The organism is Streptococcus sp. Marseille-Q8145 (assembly GCF_965112035.1).
In genome coordinates this window covers 64114-80672 of record NZ_CBCOPQ010000004.1, presented here as the reverse complement: position 1 = coordinate 80672, position 16559 = coordinate 64114, and the positions used below count along the sequence as shown (strand labels likewise).

The following is a 16559-nucleotide window of genomic DNA, read 5'->3' as shown; positions in this document are numbered from 1 at the left end:
GAGTGACTCTAGCGAACTTCCATGACAACTGGAAGAATAGCCGGCCGTCGTTTGGTTTGCTCGAAGAGGAACTTGGCCAAACTATCACGGACGGTTCCCTTGAGCTCGCCCCAGTCAAAGTTATCCTGAGCCAGATAGTCTTCCACTGTCTTATTGATCAGATCAGTGCTCTCCCGCAGGATGTCACGACTCTTCTTAACATAGACAAATCCACGAGTATGAACCTTGGCTTTGGAAATGATTTTTTTCTCCTTGCGATTGACTGTAAGTGCCACGATAAAGATACCGTCTTCAGAGAGAACCTTACGATCACGCAGGACGATATTGCCCACATCACCGATGGCATTTCCATCAATCATGACATCGCCTGCTGACACTGCTCCAGATGGCACAAAGTCGCCATTTTCGTAGGACATGACGCTACCACGCTTCGGTATCAAGATATTCTCTGGTAAAATCCCGACTTCCATGGCTGCCTTAGCATGGGCATCCAGCCCACGGTATTCTCCCTGAATCGGGAAGAGGTACTTGGGTTGCAACAAATTGAGCATGAGCTGCAAGTCACGCGCATTGGCATGGCCAGATACACGCAAGTTTTGGGTAATCAGCTTGACCACGCCACCAGCTTGGTAAATCATATTTTCCACACGCGCTACGACTGCTTCCTTGGCAATAGATGGCGTTGTAACGATGTAAACCAAGTCTCCGTCTTTGATTTCTACATAACGGTGACGACCGATGGACATCTTGCGTAGACCATTAATAGGCTCGCCCATCCGACCCGTCTCCAAGATAATCAGCTCGTGGTCCTCAAACTTAGACATTTCCTTAGGCTTGATCAACAGGCGCTCATCCGCCAAGGATAATTTCTTGAGGCGGATAGCCGTACGGACGATATTTTCAATATCAAAGCCTGTCAAAACGACACGACGACCTGTTTCTGCAGCAGCTTCAAAGACCTGCTGGATCCGAGACAAGTTGCTGGCAACCGCTGCCACGATGACACGCCCATCCCAATCAGAAATCGTGTCCGTAATCTCACGTCCAACCTCGCTTTCACTAGCCACTTGCACGGTGCTGTCAGCGTTGGCTGAATCACTCAGCAAAGCTAAAACGCCCTCACGGCCGATCTCAGCCAAACGGCCGAAATCCGTCGCATAAGATTCGCTGGCAGATTGGTCAAACTTGAAATCTCCCGTATAAACAATATTGCCTTCACGCGTCTTAACAACAATTCCCAAGCTCTCTGGAATCGAGTGGGTCGTCCGGAAGAAAGAGACAACCGTTTCGCCAAATTCAATTTCTGTATTTTCATCGATAACATGAAAATCATTGAATTTCTTAACAGCGTCATTGTTTTTAACAAAGAGCTTAGCTAGCTCAATCGTCAATTCCGAACCAAAGACTGGTACCTTAGCTTCTGCCAAAAGATAGGGCAGTGCACCGATGGCATCCGCATGACCGTGAGTCAGAAAGACACCCGCAATTCGGTCTTTATTTTCAAACAAATAATCCATGTTGGGAATGACTACATCTACTCCCAACTGCTCATTTTCTGGGTACTTGAGCCCAGCATCCAATACAAAAATGGAATCATCCACTTCGGCGACGTAGAGATTTTTCCCATTCTCGCGGACGCCGCCCAAAGTAATCAGCTTAATCGTGCTTTTACTCATTTTTACTCCTATCGATTTTAGAATCTCATTTGTCAAAGATTCCTTGATTTTATTACTAACGGTCCTTGGCAAGCCAAGTCGAATTACAGTTTTGCAAACAGAGTTTGCATATCTTAGTCATTATAGCATTTTTTCACGCTTTTTTCAAAACAAAGGAAACTCATAGAGCAAGCTAGAAATCTCAGAATAGGTATTTGATACAGCAAGTCTCTGGTCACTTCTTCCTTTCTAATTCAAAATGCGAAGAAAGGCATCCCTCCCCGTTTCATTTTAGAAGATAGCTTTTAGAAACTAGATCTACTCACAAGATAAAAAATAATAGAACCTAGTCTGAGACTAAATTCTATTATCCGAGCAGGATACCCTAAGCTGATCTCCTGAAATCGATCAGAAGGTTAGTTGGGAAGCCGCCCTATCTTATATAGGTCGAATGGATGAACGGACTTACTCAAAGCCATTGTTTTGGCTTAATTCTTTGAACCAGTGCCCTGATAAGTATCTCTCTTCTCAATTCTGAAAATCATACCTTCCATTTATCGTAGCGCTTTATTTTCTTCTCGGTACTCCGAAATAGTCTTTCCTGTCCACTTTTTAAAGGCTCGTGAGAAGGAAGAGACTTCGGAATAGCCCAGTAGATAGGCTACATCATCCGTTGTCATGTCAGGATTCTTGAAATAACCAAAGGCTAGAATCTTCTGCACATTTTGCAATTCTTGGTTAAACTTAGTGCCTTCTGCCGTCAGGTTTCGTTGCAAGGTTCGGCTGCTAATGCCGAGGGTCGCTGCGATATCTTCGATACCAAAGGTACCGCTTGGGATAGCTTGGTAGAGCTTTTGCTGGACGAGACCTGTAAAACTCTCACTAGTCGTGGCTTCTGCCAAACGCTCCTTGAGCTGAGGTTCTAGGTAATCCAACATGACATTATTGGCTGTCAGGAATGGCTTCTCTAAATCCGACTTTTTAAAGACAACTTCATTGCCCTCCATCTCTTCCACGTGACAGCCAAACACTGCAAGGCTGGCTTCTTCATATGTAAACGGAGTCCCCACGTGCACGGGAGTGATAGCTTCTCCTGTCCCTGTCCGAATCAAATCCACCAATAAAAGCTGTTCATTGAGAAGGGCGAAACGAGGCAAGTCGAGACCAGGATAGTCATAACGGTAGTTGACACGGACTAAATCATTAAAAGTTTCGATACTGACAACAATGGGACCTGTGATTTTCTTGTATTTGGCAAAATGCTCAATCGCTGCGAGACCATTTTTCGACGAAAGTGCCGCAAAGAAAGGAGGCATGAACATTTGAATGTCCTTGATACGGCTCACGGCGATAATCTGCTCATCATTAGCTACTTTGTCAAAAGCGGTCAACAGACGGTAGTAATCAAGGGTTGAGAGGTTCAGTTCTTCCTTCCAGGTGGTATCTGGAAGATTGGCCAGTTCCAGAATCATGTTCAGATTTAGGCCAATCAGTTTTAAATTGTCAATATATTGCTGACTGAGACTCAGACGCATAGGCTTTCTCCATTTCTATTAACGCATAGACATAAGCATCATGCGGTCGAAGAATTTGTCACCAAAGATCCGGCGAATACCAACCAAGAGTTTCCCTCCACGACCAACTAGATAGCGTGTTTTAGGGTTGCGAGCGTTGATAATTTCGAGAACAGTACGTGAAATCACTTCTGGGTTTGAACCTGGTGCTGGGTTGTTTTCCATGGCTTTAATGTAGCCATTGACCAAACGGCTGTATGCTCCGTTCTTGGACTCGTAGGAGAAGTTTTGACCAACTGTTGCGTTGAAACCAGTGTTGATCATACCTGGCTCTAAGACAACGACCTTGATACCAAATTCTTTGACTTCCATACGAAGGCAGTCGCTAAATCCTTCAATGGCATGTTTTGATGCATGATACCATGCTCCAAGTGGTGTGTAGATTTTTCCACCCATGGATGATGTATTGATGATGAGCCCATCTTTTTGAGCACGCATGTAAGGCAAGACTTTCTTGGTCAAGCGAGCGACACCATAAACATTGACTTCAAATTGTTGTTGGGCTTTTTCCATGGACAAATCTTCCACTGGACCATAGAGACCGTAACCTGCATTGTTCCAGAGAACATCGATACGCCCTTGTTCAGCGATGACTTGCGCTACGACTTTCTCAATATCTTCTTCATTGGTCACGTCCATCTTCATGATGTGACCACCGATAGCTTCCAAGTCTTTCATTTTATCTACGCTACGAGCAACTGCGTAGACTGTGTGACCTGCTTTAATGAGATCTTGGGCTGATAATTTTCCCATACCTGATGATGCACCTGTGACTAAAATAACTTTTTTGTTTGACATAATCATTTCCTCTTTTGTTTTATTTGATTGATGAGACTATTATACGATACAGAAACTGACAGGTAAATGACAGTTTATGTCAATAGAATGATAATTTACGCCAAAAATTCTGATAAAAAACAAGTTTTCTAATTCTATTTATTTTCTGTTATAATGAATTGTTAGAAATTGCCACGAAAGGTTTTACAATGATAAATCTTATCAAACACAAACGGGTGGAATTTAGCGAGCTTTTTTATGACCTGGTCTTTGTTTACGCCATTTCCAAAACCACTGCCCTTATTCATCACCTTCACCATGGTGTCTTATCATTAGACGCCATCTTTGGTTTCCTGATGTCCCTTCTAGTTCTGGTCAATTCTTGGATGATTCAGACTGTCTACACGAATCGTTACGGAAAGAATTCTCTTTTCAATATGGTCGTCATGTTCGTCAATATGGCCATGCTACTCTTGATAGCAAACATGATTACTAATGACTGGCAATCCTATTTCCATACCTTCTGCTGGACGATTGGGACACTGACCTTGACCTTATTTTCCCAATATCTGGTTGAATATCTTCGAAAATCTACCACGCCGGCCAATCGTAAAAGCATCAAGGGGTTTCTTTGGATGACTGGTCTCAGAACTGTCCTGGTCTACCTAGCTGCTCTCTTGCCAATTCATCTTGGAATTCATGTCTACATAACTGGGATTCTCCTGACCTTTATCATGCCCGTCCTATTGACCCGAAAAGTTTCCCATTTCCAAATTAATCTTCCCCACCTAATTGAACGCATTTCACTTTTAGTTATCATCACTTTTGGTGAGATGATTATGGGATTAGCGGATTTCTTTACCCTTGAACACTTCTCCATTAATTCTATCCTTTACTTTATCATCATGATCAACCTCTTTATGAACTACTTTGGTCAGTTTGACCATGCTATTGATGAAGAAGGTAATAATAAAGGAATCTTCTTGATTTATAGCCACTATCCGATTTTTATTGGTTTGATTATGGTGACTGTGTCTATGAGTTTCTTGGTAAACCCTGAAGCTCATCACCTCTTTGCGACTAGCTTCTTCTATACGGGTATCGGCCTCTTTCAAGCTGCTATCCTTGCAAATGGCTATTTTAACAAGAGTTACCTCAAGTATGACAAGCTCTATTATGGCTTACAAGCTGCATTCTTCTTTATCGGACTGGTTCTTTCCCTGCTTTTCTCAGCCAATCCTAACATCGTTATTACGATTGCAACCTTGATGACTTTAGCAATGGAAATCCATTTCACACATTTTTATATGACCCAAACCAAGAAATTCTCAACACCGGATTGGGATTTGTATTAAAAAAATTCTAGTAGATGATGTCTACTAGAATTTTTGTTTTAGTCAATCACAATCATAGCCTTAATGGTCTTCCGTTCGTCCATATCTTTATAGGCTTGGTCAATCTCTTCCAGTTTATAGCTGGAAGTAAAGACACGGCCTGGATTGATGTCGCCATCAAGGACTGCTTTCAGCAAGACTTGCTTGTCGTAGGTTATGACAGAGGCTGCACCACCTGCCACTGTGATGTTTTGAGCAAAGGTGGAACCAAGGGCACGATTATTATAGTGGGGAACACCAACAAAGCCTAATCGGCCGCCGTTGTGAAGGACTTCAAGCGCTTGGTCAACAGCCGCTTCTGTTCCGACACATTCAAGAGCAGCGTCGGCACCGCCGCCGAAGATTTCGCGCACCTTGGCAATGCCTTCTTCGCCACGTTCAGCGACCACTGCTGTTGCTCCTGATTCAAGCGCCATCTTTTGTCGGTCTTCGTGACGGCTCATGAGGACGATTTGGGAAGCTCCCCGCATCTTAGCCGCGATAACAGCGCATTGTCCAACAGCGCCATCTCCGATAACGACTACCTTGTCGCCTGATTTGACATCTGCCACACGCGCAGCATGGTAGCCTGTCGGCATGACATCAGCCAGCGCCAAGAAGGACTTAAGCATCCCCTCTGAATAATCTGACGGCTGACCCGGAATCTTCACCAAAGCCCAGTTGGCATACTCAAAGCGCATATACTCCGCTTGCACCCCATCTGACCAGTTATTGCCAATATGCCGGTCACAAGTCCCGTCATATCCTGCTCGGCAAGCGTCACAGTCCCCACATCCATGAGTAAATGGAGCAATGACAAAATCGCCTGCTTTCACAGTCGTTACTGCACCACCGACTTCCTCGACAATCCCGATCGCCTCGTGTCCACTGTTCATGCGCCCAGGCTTCACCTGCTCATTTCGATAACTCCACAGGTCAGAGCCGCAGACACAGGTCCGAACAATGCGGATAATGGCATCATCTGGGTCTAGAATTTGCGGATGATCCATTTCTACTAGTCCAACTTGACCAGCCTTGAGATAAACTGCTGATTTCATTGCTTTTCTCCTTGTGTTTTGCTAACTATATTATATCACTTTTCAGAGACCTAGCCTAAGGGAAGGTAAAAGAGTTGCGTGACAATTTTCTTTCCCAGCAAGCCCTACCCATCACTTTTTAAAGCCGCTTTCTTAGTCCTCACTAGCTGAGGCCATACTCCAGCAATAGCTGCTGAATCCATCAAAATGACCTCTAGCGTGACTCGGCTAGAGGTCTGATTCACCTTGCTGATATGGGAGCAATCAGTTTATTCCATTCGGAACTGACTAACAACAATTGTTGATTATTAAATTTTTAATTCCTTTAAGCGCTAATGATTTTCTTTTATCTTAGCATTAGAAATATTGATCACAAAGCAACTATCGGTTAACATCTCGAAGACTGAAAACCATCTAAAAGCTTCTACTTTCTATCCCACTGTCATAATCAGATAGGCTAAGCAGGCCTACCCAATGATTTAACCAATAGTCCAGTAAAGCAACGACTTATATGTTACAAATAAATATATCAGCAAAGCAAATCGAATGCGAAATTAATTTTTTCCTTTCCCTATCTTTACTTATATTATACTCCTCCCACCAAAATATTGCAAGCGTTTACACTATGAAGTTTGGAAAAATTTAACTAAAAAGAATGAACATAAAAAAGTAAAGGAGACCCTAAAATGAGGTCTCCTTTAGACTGTAGTTGATTTCTATCAGCTACTATATATAATATAGCATAACCTTATTTCTCGTCGTCTTTATGAAGCATGTTTTTAACACCTTCAATAGCGCCTTCAACTGCATCTTTTGCATCTTCAGCAACTTCTTTGACTTTAGAAACAACTTTTTCAGCTGCTCCTTCTTTTTCAAGTTTTTCGTCACCGATTACTTTCCCAACACCTTCTTTGACAGCGCCTTTAGCTTGGTTGAATTTTTCTTCTGTTGACATAACTATGTCCTCCTTTATTTCTTTTTGTTTTTAATTAATGTACGCGAGCTTTTTCACTTGATGAAGCAGCATCTTTAACAGCTTCTACACCTTCACCAACTTTTTCTTGAACGGCTGAAAAACCACCGCTAAGACCAGATTTTGCTTTTTCGAATTGCTCTGAAGCAAATTCTCCTGTTGATTCAGCAACATCTGTCACTCGATCTTGAAGGCTAACTGAGTCAGCTTCATGTTGTTCTTTCGTTTTAATATCAACAACATTGACATTTACTTCAACAACTTCCAAATCAGTCATCTTAGAAACTTCCGCCACAACAACATCTTTAATTTCCTTGTACAAGGCAGGAACATTCTTTTGATATTCCACTACTACGTTCAAGTCAACAGCCACTTGTTCTTTCCCAACTTCAACATTAACACCATTCGTTACGTTATCAGTGTTAATCAATTTATCTGCTAAATTAGAGAAGAAGCCACCATCAACAGCTAGCAAACCTGAAACTTTCTCTAAAGAGAGACCAATGATTTTTTGAATGACTTTATCTTCGTAAGTCAATTCACCTTTTACTTCATGAGTTGCTTGCGCAACTTCTTTTTTAGCAACATCTTTAAAATCTTTATTTGTATTTGACATAAGAAACTCCTTATTATTTATTTAATATATTTTTTTGTTGTATATAATATCCGATTCCTGCTCCTATGGCAGCGCAAATCAAGACAAATAGTGTCTTAAAGAAGCCAAAGGATAGGATAAAGCAGGCTAGAACACCGCCCGCTAATCCAGATAGGATTAGATATTGATATTTTTTAAACCATTCCATTTTGGTACTTCCTTACTTTACACGACTAGTATTTTTTTTAGCCTGCGATTTTGGTTTGAAATCTGATACAGAGATTTCAAGCTTGACATCATGATTGAGACCGAAGAATTCTGTTAATCCAGTAGCAATTTCATCCTGAATCAACTGACTTCTTTTGATGATGTTTTCTGACGGAACAATTGCTCCTTTAACAGAAACCAGACATTTGTTTTTCCGGCTATTTACGGAAACTGTAGGATCTTTAATAAAATCATGGTCTGTCACCAGACTACGAACAAATCCTTCTATCGCTGAATTTTTCAGCATTAGTTTACCATCCGCATCAGCTAACTGAATTTCCAAACGTCTCTTAGGATAAAAAAGTATCACTAACATCAGCAACAATATTAAGCTTGCTAAAACCAGTGTCCCCCAGAAAACATATCTAGATAGATAGTACCCTACAAACGGAATCTTTTTCCAAGTGAATAACTGGAGGCCTAAACCGCTAACTTTATGAAAATCTAGTAAAACAGGAATCAAAATCGTCAAGATTAAAATACAGAAAATAAGGGAAAGTATTTTTCTTGATTTTGACATATTGAATCCTTTCATCATTAAATTATATTTGTACAAAAAGCAATTCTATGCTTTCTTTCCTACAAAAAACGATACAACTGCAACTACAATAACTGCGCCGATGATAGAAGGAATCAAAGCCATGCCAGCCAAACTAGGTCCCCAAGTTCCTAAAAGAGACTGACCAACAGCTGAACCAACTAAACCTGCAACAACGTTGGCGACAATTCCCATAGAACCGCCTTTTTTTGTTATTGATCCAGCAACCAGACCAATAAGCCCACCGATAATAATTGACCACAACATAGTGATTCTCCTTTCTAATTTTTCTGAATCAAAATGTCTTAATAATATTTTTATATTATTTTTTGATTAATATAATTATATAATTTTCCAAATTGGAAACATAATAATTCAGCTTGGTTTTCTTACCGTTTATCTGTACTATAGATACAAAAAGATAAGAATTCCTTGTTCTACAGGCTTTTACAAGCATTTTTAGATATATTTCAGAGTTATTAAACGAGATTAAATGTATAAAAATATGGTATAATTTCCTGATAATAAAAACACTATATAAAGAAAGATAATATTTTAATGCGAGAATTACTGTCTAAAAAGAGTCACAGGCAATTAGAACTATTAGAACTACTATTTAAAAACAAACGCTGGTTTCATATTTCTGAACTGGCTGAACTATTAAATTGTACAGAACGTTCAGTAAAAGATGATTTATCCCATGTTAAGTCCTCTTTTCCTCAATTGATTTTTCACTCGTCCACTAATGGCATACGTATCATTAATACTGATGATAGTGATATTGAGATGGTCTATCATCATTTCTTTAAGCATTCAACTCATTTTTCAATTTTAGAATTCATCTTCTTTAACGAAGGATATGAAACTGAGAATATTTGTGAAGAGTTTTATATAAGCTCTTCCTCACTCTATCGTATAATCAGTCATATTAACAAAATCATAAAAAAACAATATAATTTTAAAATTAGTCTCAATCCTGCTCGAATCATTGGAGATGAGATTGATATCCGTTATTTTTTTGCACAATATTTTTCGGAAAAATATTATTTTCTTGAATGGCCCTTTACAGATTTTTCAGTAGAACCTTTGTGTAAGCTGTTAGCACTGGTCTACAAAGAAACTGCATTTCCTGTCAATTTCGCAACTCAACGAATGTTAAAATTGCTCCTCGTTACGAATTTATATCGAATAAAGTTTGGCCATTTCTTGGAAGTTGAGAAAAATTCTTTTAACAATCAATTGTTAGAATCTTTCATGCAGGCAGAAGGAATTGAAGACATTGTAGCGAGCTTTGATTCTGAATATCATATCTCTTTGAATAAAGAAGTGATCGGTCAACTATTTGTCTCCTATTTTCAAAAAATGTTTTTCATTGATGAAAATCTATTTATGAGCTGCGCAAAAACAGATAGTTATGTAAAAAATTCGTATCAATTATTAAGTGATTTAATTGTTCAGATAGAAAGCAAATATAATCTTAAAATTGACAATAATGATAATCTTATTTGGCATTTGCATAATACAGCACATCTGCACCGTCAGGAACTATCTACAGAGTTTATTCTGTTTGATCAAAAAGGGAATACAATCAAGAACTTTCAAAATATTTTCCCTCAATTTGTTTCAGATATTAAAAAAGGGATTGAACATTACCTAGAGACTTTGGATATCCATAGCACACCAATGAAAGTCAACCATCTATCCTATACCTTTATCACTCACAGCAAACATTTAGTGCTGAATCTTTTACAAAATCAGCCTAAATTAAAGGTTTTAGTCATGAGTAATTTTGATCAGTATCATGCAAAATCAGTAGCAGAGACACTTTCTTATTATTGCAGTAATAATTTTGAACTTGAAGTTTGGAATAAATTAGAGCTATCAATTGATTCTTTAAAAGAATCACCTTACGATATCATCATTTCTAATTTTATTATTCCACCCATTGAGAACAAGAGACTGATCTATTCCAATAATATTAATACGGTCGCACTCATCTCCTTGCTTAACGCAATGATGTTTATTCGGATAGATGAGTGATTTAGACTATTTTGATAACAAAAAAACCGCAATCTAGCGGTTTTTATTCATTTATCTGAGCAAATTTTTGAAAAACGGATACGCCCCTGTGAAGACAGAGATATATCCGTTTAATAATTATTTACTGCTTATTCATTTTTTTAGCATTCCAAAAAATGGACAAGCCTATTCAAACAAACCATAATAGTCCGCTATGGTCATCTTGGCTTTTTCTTCCTGCTTGAGGTCTTGGATGATTTGCCCTTCCTTCATGACAATCAGCCGGTTGCCGTATTTGAGAGCATCCTCCATGTGATGGGTAATCATGAGGGCCGTCAGCTGGTCTCTGCGAACAAAGTCGTCAGTTAGCTCCATAAGAGCCACACTGGTCTTGGGATCCAGCGCAGCTGTATGCTCGTCCAAGAGAAGCAGTTCTGGACGCTTGAGTGTCGCCATGAGCAGACTCAAAGCCTGTCTCTGACCACCTGATAGAAACTCAATCGGCGTATCCAAGTGTTTCTCCAGACCATTGCCAATCTGATCAATGGTCTCCTGAAACTCCTGCCGATAGCTATTCAGCCGACGAGGGACTAGGCCACGGGATTCGCCACGAAACTTGGCAATCAGCAGGTTTTCCGCCACTGTCATCCGAGGAGCCGTTCCCATCTTGGGATCTTGAAAGACGCGCGATAAATATTTGGCTCTCTTTTCAGGTGAAAAGTTGGTCACATTTTCGCCCAAGATGTAAATGCTGCCGCTGCTCAGAGAGAGCGTACCGGCAATGACATTAAAAAGAGTTGATTTCCCTGCTCCATTGCCACCCAAAATCGTGATAAAATCATGCTCATGAATCTCCAGCGACACATCGTTTAGGATGACCTTTTCTTCATCAAAGCCGTTATTGACCCGCTTGCTGGCATTTTTTAATTCTACAATCGCTGTCATTTGCTTAACTTAGCTCCTTTAAAGAATTTATTTTTCAAGGTCGGAATCATGAGGCAGACCGCCAAGATAACCGCACTATAAAGACGGAGATAGCTCGTGTTGAAGCCAAGAGCGATGACACCCCAAATCAGAAACTGGTAGGCAATGGCACCAACCACAATGGTAATCAGGCGCTCAGCCAAGGTCAGACCCCTAAAAAGCACTTCTCCGATAATCAGACTGGCCAATCCGACGACGATAACCCCAATCCCGCGGGACACATCCGCATAGCCTTCCTGCTGGGCAATCAGAGCACCAGACAAGGCAATGACGCCATTAGACAAGATCATGCCCATCAATTCCATGCGGCCAGTATTGATACCGAAACTACGCGCCATATCAGGATTGTCTCCAGTCGCGATATAGGCCTGCCCTAGCTTGGTATCTAGGAAAAAGAGCAGGGCTGCAATGACTAGACTGACAAAAATCAAGCCTGTCAGGAGATTGTTAATCTCCCCCGAGAAAGGCAAAAAGTCCTGAATCTGCCGAGTTCCCAGAAGACCTAGGTTAGCCCGCCCCATGATCATGAGCATGATGGAATGGCAAGAAGTCATGACCAAAATTCCTGACAGCAGGGTCGGAATCTTGCCCTTGGTATAGAGAAGGCCTGTCGCCAAACCTGCCAGACAGCCTGCCAACACCGCAGCTGCCGTTGCCAAAAAAGGGCTCACCCCTTTGGTAATCAAGGTGACGGCTACCGCCCCACCCAGAGGAAAGGAACCTTCCGTCGTCATATCTGGAAAATTCAAAATCCGAAAAGTCATGAAAATCCCCAGACCCAAAATGGCCCAGACCAGACCTTGTGAAATAATGGAAAGAATCATCTTATTGTCCTAACTAAATTAAAATCGTATTCTATTTTAACATAAAAAAGCAGCCAATTTCAATGCCGAAATACCGACAAACAAACTGGCTTCCTAATAGTCACTGAACGATGGTCATCCGCCCTGTATCTACGTCATAAACTGCTCCCGAGATTTCTACATCGGCTGGGATCAGGGGTGATTGGCGGAGAAGCGCCACGTCTTCCCGCACACTTTCCTCCACATCTGTAAATGGAAGAAAATCCTGACCGCTGACATCAACGCCCAGCTCTTTGTTGAGATAGGCTACAAACTCTTCATTTTTGAAAGTTTGTGCGCCACAATCCGTATGGTGCAAGACTACAATTTCCCGTGTGCCCATCTGCTGCTGTGAAATAACCAGCGAGCGAATCATGTCCTCTGTCACCCGACCGCCAGCGTTGCGCAAGATATGGGCATCTCCCAGCGCCAAGCCCAGAGCCTGAGCCACGTGTAGCCTAGAGTCCATGCAGGTCACGATTGCCACCTTGGTCTTGGGCTTAATCGGCAGGTGGGAGGTCCCATGCAGGTCCACATAGGCTTGATTGGCCTTCATAAAATTTTCAAAATAGGACATTCTTTCCCCTTACTAGAATTTATTTGATAGTCAAACCATTTCCTACCATCTTATCATCTTTTGGATATTTTGTCAGTTTTCAGATTTAGATAAAGCAAAAATGTCCGTTTTTTATGAAGAAATGAAAGAAAAATGCAAAAAAAGTGCGGAAATTCATCCACACCTTTCTATGAACCTTTTGCGATATAGCGACTGAGTGAGCCTGCAAAGCTTTGAAGATTGAGACTTTGAACATAGATTTCCCCGGTACCTCGGAAGGTGTTGACAACTCCCTCTCCCGTTCCGATCGACTGCCAGAAACCATTTTCTAGATGGATATTATAATCCAAAGACTGACTCCAAGCTACGACATGGGCATTGTCAATGGTTACTTCTTGGTTATTTAGCTCAATTTTCCTAATCGATCCATAGGCATTGGCCAAGAGAGTGCCCTGACCTTGAGTCGTCATGACGAAGAGGCCACCTTGACCGCCAAATATCGCCTTGCCAACAGACTGGCGCTCCATCGTATAGTAAGCTGTACCATCCAGAGCCAGAAAGGCACCGTCATTGAGCCGGTACTGTTTTTCTCCCAGATAGAGAGGGATAACTTGGCCGGGAACTTCTGGTGCTAAAGCTAGGAAACCATTATCGGACTGGGCGACAGCTTGGGTAATGAAGGTACTTTCACCCGACACCATGGAACGGCCGACTGCCTTAACAAAGCGGCCCAAACCTGAACCGTTAGCATTGAGCTGAGTGTTCAAGGTTACATTAGGCGTGTGATAGACCATACTGCCACGCTGGATAAAGACTGTCTCTCCTTGATTGAGGTAGAGGTCAACGAGTGGAAATTGCATGTTGCTATCCATGGAAAATTGCATAAGAGTTCCCTCCTTGTTTTTAAGAAAATTATGGCAATAATAAAATATTTTTGCAATCTAAAACATAGAAAATCATCCAGCAAAGACTTTTTTCAAGACTTCTCCAATCGTTGTCACACCGATGACTTGGATATTGTTTGGAACCTTGAGGCCATTCAGAGAGTTTTTGGGAGCATAAATCTTGGTGAAGCCCAGTTTTGCTGCTTCGTTGATGCGCTGCTCGATGCGGTTGACCCGACGGATTTCACCAGTCAGGCCAATTTCACCGATAAAGCACTCTTGAGGATTGGTCGGCAGATCCTTGTAGCTGGAAGCAATGGCTACTGCTACTGCCAAATCAATAGCCGGCTCATCTAGCTTGACGCCGCCAGCAGACTTGAGGTAGGCATCTTGATTTTGCAGAAGGAGTCCTGCCCTCTTTTCCAGAACTGCCATGATGAGGCTGGCTCGGTTAAAGTCCAGTCCAGTCGTGGTTCGCTTGGCATTGCCGAACATAGTCGGTGTCACCAAAGCCTGCACCTCAGCTAAAATCGGCCGCGTTCCTTCCATGGTCACAACGATGGAGGAGCCTGTCGCGCCGTCCAGTCGCTCTTCCAGAAAGACTTGGCTTGGATTGAGCACCTCGACTAGCCCGCCAGACTGCATTTCAAAAATACCAATCTCATTGGTCGAGCCAAAGCGGTTCTTGACTGCTCTCAAGATACGGAAAGTGTGCTGGCGTTCGCCCTCAAAATAAAGCACGGTGTCCACCATGTGCTCCAATGTTCGAGGACCAGCTAGGGTTCCTTCCTTGGTCATGTGACCAACGATAAAGGTCGCGATATTATTGGTCTTGGCCAGCTGCATGAGCTCCGCTGTCACTTCACGGACCTGAGAAACAGAGCCTTGAACACTAGAAATTTCTGGTGACATCACCGTCTGTATAGAGTCGATAATCAGAAAATCTGGCTTGATTTTCTCAATCTCCGTGCGGATGTTTTGCATATTGGTCTCGGCGTAGAGATAAAATTCACTGTCAATATCACCGAGCCTCTCCGCCCGCAGCTTAATCTGCTCAGCTGATTCCTCCCCGCTGACATAAAGGACTGTGCCCTGATGAGAAAGCTGGGTGGATACCTGTAGAAGTAGGGTGGACTTTCCGATACCAGGATCCCCGCCAATCAGGACCAGACTGCCAGGCACTACGCCACCACCCAGCACACGATTGAACTCGTCCATGTCCGTCTTGGTCCGGTTGACATCAATCGAAGTGACCTCAGCCAGCTTCATAGGCCGAGTCTTTTCACCCGTCAAGGAAACACGTGCATGCTTGACCTCAGCAGCCTCTACCTCTTCAACAAAAGAAGACCAAGAGCCGCAGTTAGGACAGCGGCCTAGGTACTTGGGCGAATGGTATTCACAATTTTGACAGACAAAGGTCGTCTTTTTCTTAGCGATGATAAACCTCTTTCTATATCTCTATCTCACATTCAATCACTTGGCAAAAACCAATTTGCTCATTTGGCACAAACTGACGGATGAGCATGCGATGGGCTACAAGGACTACTGTCTGGTAATCTCGATACTTTGCCATACAGTCTACAAAACGAGCCTTCATCTCCGCAGCTGTTTCATACTGAAGAGAGCTATGGGGGAGCAAGGCTCCATTATTTTCTAAAAACAACTCCCGAGCCTGCTCAAACTTTTCTATCCCACTCTCATATACCTGCCATTCGTGTAGCAAAGGCTCCACTCTCAAAGGCAGGCCAGTGGCACAAGCCACATAAGATGCCGTTTCTAAAGCTCGCGTCATTGCAGAAGACACCAGCAAATCAGCTGAACGCAGTAAAGGATGCTGGCAAAGTTCCTGAGCCTGCCGTCTTCCCTGCTCAGATAAAGGCGCCAAATCCAGACCAAAGCCAGTATAAGAACGCTCCTCTAACTCATGGTAATCAGGCTCACCATGGCGCACAAAAATCACTTTCATCTCAATGCCCAGTAGAGCCAAATCCGCCTGTCCGCACACCGTCGGCTACATCCCCATCCGCAATTAAAAATGGTGCAAAGACAGCCTGCACAATGCGGTCACCCACTTCCAGTACAACCTCTTGGTCTGTGATGTTCTGCATCTGAGCAAAGATATGCCCTTCATTTCCAGGATTGCCGTAGTAGTCGCCGTCAATAACCCCAACGGAGTTAATCAAAACCAGACCTTTTTTACGAGGATTGGACGAGCGGTCATAGAGGTAAAGCACCTCACCGGGCTGCATATAGGCCTTGACACCAGTCGGCACTAGCTTAATCTCCCCTGCCGCAATGATGGTGCGCTCTGCCACTTTCAAGTCATAGCCCGCTGCGTGAGCCGTCTCTCTCTTGGGCAACAAATCTTCATTTGGAAAGCTGGAAACCAGCTCGAATCCACGAATTTTCATACAGTTCTCTTTTCTATTTTTGCTGTCCCTATTATACTAAATTCGCAAAAAACAAGCAAAAAAACCGCCGATTG

18 protein-coding genes are annotated in these 16559 nt (G+C 42.4%); 2 read left to right on the top strand and 16 right to left on the bottom strand.

Annotated features, from left to right (window positions below; genetic code table 11):
• Window positions 1–8: 8 nt before the first annotated feature.
• The 3 genes from ACWPVL_RS08680 to ACWPVL_RS08670 all read right to left on the bottom strand — a co-directional run bounded on the left by ACWPVL_RS08680 (window position 9) and on the right by ACWPVL_RS08670 (window position 4027).
• On the bottom strand, window positions 9–1676 hold the full coding sequence (locus tag ACWPVL_RS08680) for a ribonuclease J (RefSeq protein ID WP_148877830.1): 1668 nt from the start codon (window positions 1674–1676) through the stop codon (window positions 9–11).
• Window positions 1677–2209: 533 nt separating this feature from the next.
• The gene (locus tag ACWPVL_RS08675; RefSeq protein WP_454388314.1) at window positions 2210–3190 is read right to left on the bottom strand and encodes a helix-turn-helix domain-containing protein; all 981 of its coding nucleotides are present in this window, start codon (window positions 3188–3190) and stop codon (window positions 2210–2212) included.
• An 18-nt stretch (window positions 3191–3208) separates the two neighbouring features.
• A complete protein-coding gene (locus ACWPVL_RS08670; protein WP_454388312.1) occupies window positions 3209–4027 on the bottom strand; it encodes an oxidoreductase in 819 nt (272 codons plus the stop codon).
• A gap of 188 nt (window positions 4028–4215) precedes the next feature.
• Between ACWPVL_RS08670 and ACWPVL_RS08665 the strand changes: the two genes are divergently transcribed.
• Window positions 4216–5361, top strand: coding sequence for a low temperature requirement protein A (locus ACWPVL_RS08665; protein ID WP_454388310.1), 1146 nt, complete (start codon window positions 4216–4218; stop codon window positions 5359–5361).
• Window positions 5362–5399: 38 nt separating this feature from the next.
• Here ACWPVL_RS08665 and ACWPVL_RS08660 read toward each other — a convergent pair whose 3' ends face one another.
• From ACWPVL_RS08660 to ACWPVL_RS08635, 6 genes are all read right to left on the bottom strand, one after another.
• Window positions 5400–6437 (bottom strand): zinc-binding dehydrogenase, encoded by a 1038-nt coding sequence (locus tag ACWPVL_RS08660; RefSeq protein ID WP_454388308.1) that lies wholly within the window; start codon window positions 6435–6437, stop codon window positions 5400–5402.
• 727 nt (window positions 6438–7164) lie between these two features.
• The gene (locus ACWPVL_RS08655) at window positions 7165–7371 is read right to left on the bottom strand and encodes a CsbD family protein (protein ID WP_005591616.1); all 207 of its coding nucleotides are present in this window, start codon (window positions 7369–7371) and stop codon (window positions 7165–7167) included.
• A 34-nt stretch (window positions 7372–7405) separates the two neighbouring features.
• Entirely contained in the window at window positions 7406–8005 is a 600-nt protein-coding gene (locus ACWPVL_RS08650) for an Asp23/Gls24 family envelope stress response protein (RefSeq protein WP_005591615.1), read from the bottom strand.
• A 13-nt stretch (window positions 8006–8018) separates the two neighbouring features.
• Window positions 8019–8192 (bottom strand): DUF2273 domain-containing protein, encoded by a 174-nt coding sequence (locus ACWPVL_RS08645; RefSeq protein ID WP_005591614.1) that lies wholly within the window; start codon window positions 8190–8192, stop codon window positions 8019–8021.
• 12 nt (window positions 8193–8204) lie between these two features.
• Window positions 8205–8771 carry an alkaline shock response membrane anchor protein AmaP gene (amaP, locus tag ACWPVL_RS08640; protein ID WP_125389742.1) on the bottom strand — a complete coding sequence of 189 codons (567 nt, stop codon included), beginning with the start codon at window positions 8769–8771 and terminating at the stop codon, window positions 8205–8207.
• A gap of 45 nt (window positions 8772–8816) precedes the next feature.
• Window positions 8817–9056 (bottom strand): GlsB/YeaQ/YmgE family stress response membrane protein, encoded by a 240-nt coding sequence (locus tag ACWPVL_RS08635; protein WP_015605856.1) that lies wholly within the window; start codon window positions 9054–9056, stop codon window positions 8817–8819.
• 291 nt (window positions 9057–9347) lie between these two features.
• Between ACWPVL_RS08635 and ACWPVL_RS08630 the strand changes: the two genes are divergently transcribed.
• Complete coding sequence (locus ACWPVL_RS08630) at window positions 9348–10829, top strand: M protein trans-acting positive regulator PRD domain-containing protein (RefSeq protein WP_454388304.1); 1482 nt, start codon at window positions 9348–9350, stop codon at window positions 10827–10829.
• 165 nt (window positions 10830–10994) lie between these two features.
• On the opposite strand, the gene ACWPVL_RS08625 is transcribed toward ACWPVL_RS08630, so the two are convergent.
• From ACWPVL_RS08625 to ACWPVL_RS08595, 7 genes are all read right to left on the bottom strand, one after another.
• Window positions 10995–11753 carry an ABC transporter ATP-binding protein gene (locus ACWPVL_RS08625; RefSeq protein ID WP_125404994.1) on the bottom strand — a complete coding sequence of 253 codons (759 nt, stop codon included), beginning with the start codon at window positions 11751–11753 and terminating at the stop codon, window positions 10995–10997.
• Window positions 11750–12616 carry an ABC transporter permease gene (locus tag ACWPVL_RS08620; protein WP_454388302.1) on the bottom strand — a complete coding sequence of 289 codons (867 nt, stop codon included), beginning with the start codon at window positions 12614–12616 and terminating at the stop codon, window positions 11750–11752. The genes ACWPVL_RS08625 and ACWPVL_RS08620 overlap by 4 nt, the downstream gene beginning before the upstream one ends.
• Before the next feature lie 100 nt (window positions 12617–12716).
• The gene (locus ACWPVL_RS08615) at window positions 12717–13211 is read right to left on the bottom strand and encodes a beta-class carbonic anhydrase (RefSeq protein WP_454388300.1); all 495 of its coding nucleotides are present in this window, start codon (window positions 13209–13211) and stop codon (window positions 12717–12719) included.
• Between the two features lie 167 nt (window positions 13212–13378).
• Window positions 13379–14074 (bottom strand): TIGR00266 family protein, encoded by a 696-nt coding sequence (locus ACWPVL_RS08610; protein ID WP_005591607.1) that lies wholly within the window; start codon window positions 14072–14074, stop codon window positions 13379–13381.
• Between the two features lie 72 nt (window positions 14075–14146).
• Window positions 14147–15514 (bottom strand): DNA repair protein RadA, encoded by a 1368-nt coding sequence (gene radA, locus ACWPVL_RS08605; protein ID WP_454388620.1) that lies wholly within the window; start codon window positions 15512–15514, stop codon window positions 14147–14149.
• 10 nt (window positions 15515–15524) lie between these two features.
• Complete coding sequence (locus ACWPVL_RS08600) at window positions 15525–16040, bottom strand: histidine phosphatase family protein (RefSeq protein ID WP_454388298.1); 516 nt, start codon at window positions 16038–16040, stop codon at window positions 15525–15527.
• A 1-nt stretch (window position 16041) separates the two neighbouring features.
• The gene (locus ACWPVL_RS08595) at window positions 16042–16485 is read right to left on the bottom strand and encodes a dUTP diphosphatase (RefSeq protein ID WP_313962722.1); all 444 of its coding nucleotides are present in this window, start codon (window positions 16483–16485) and stop codon (window positions 16042–16044) included.
• Window positions 16486–16559 lie beyond the last annotated feature (74 nt).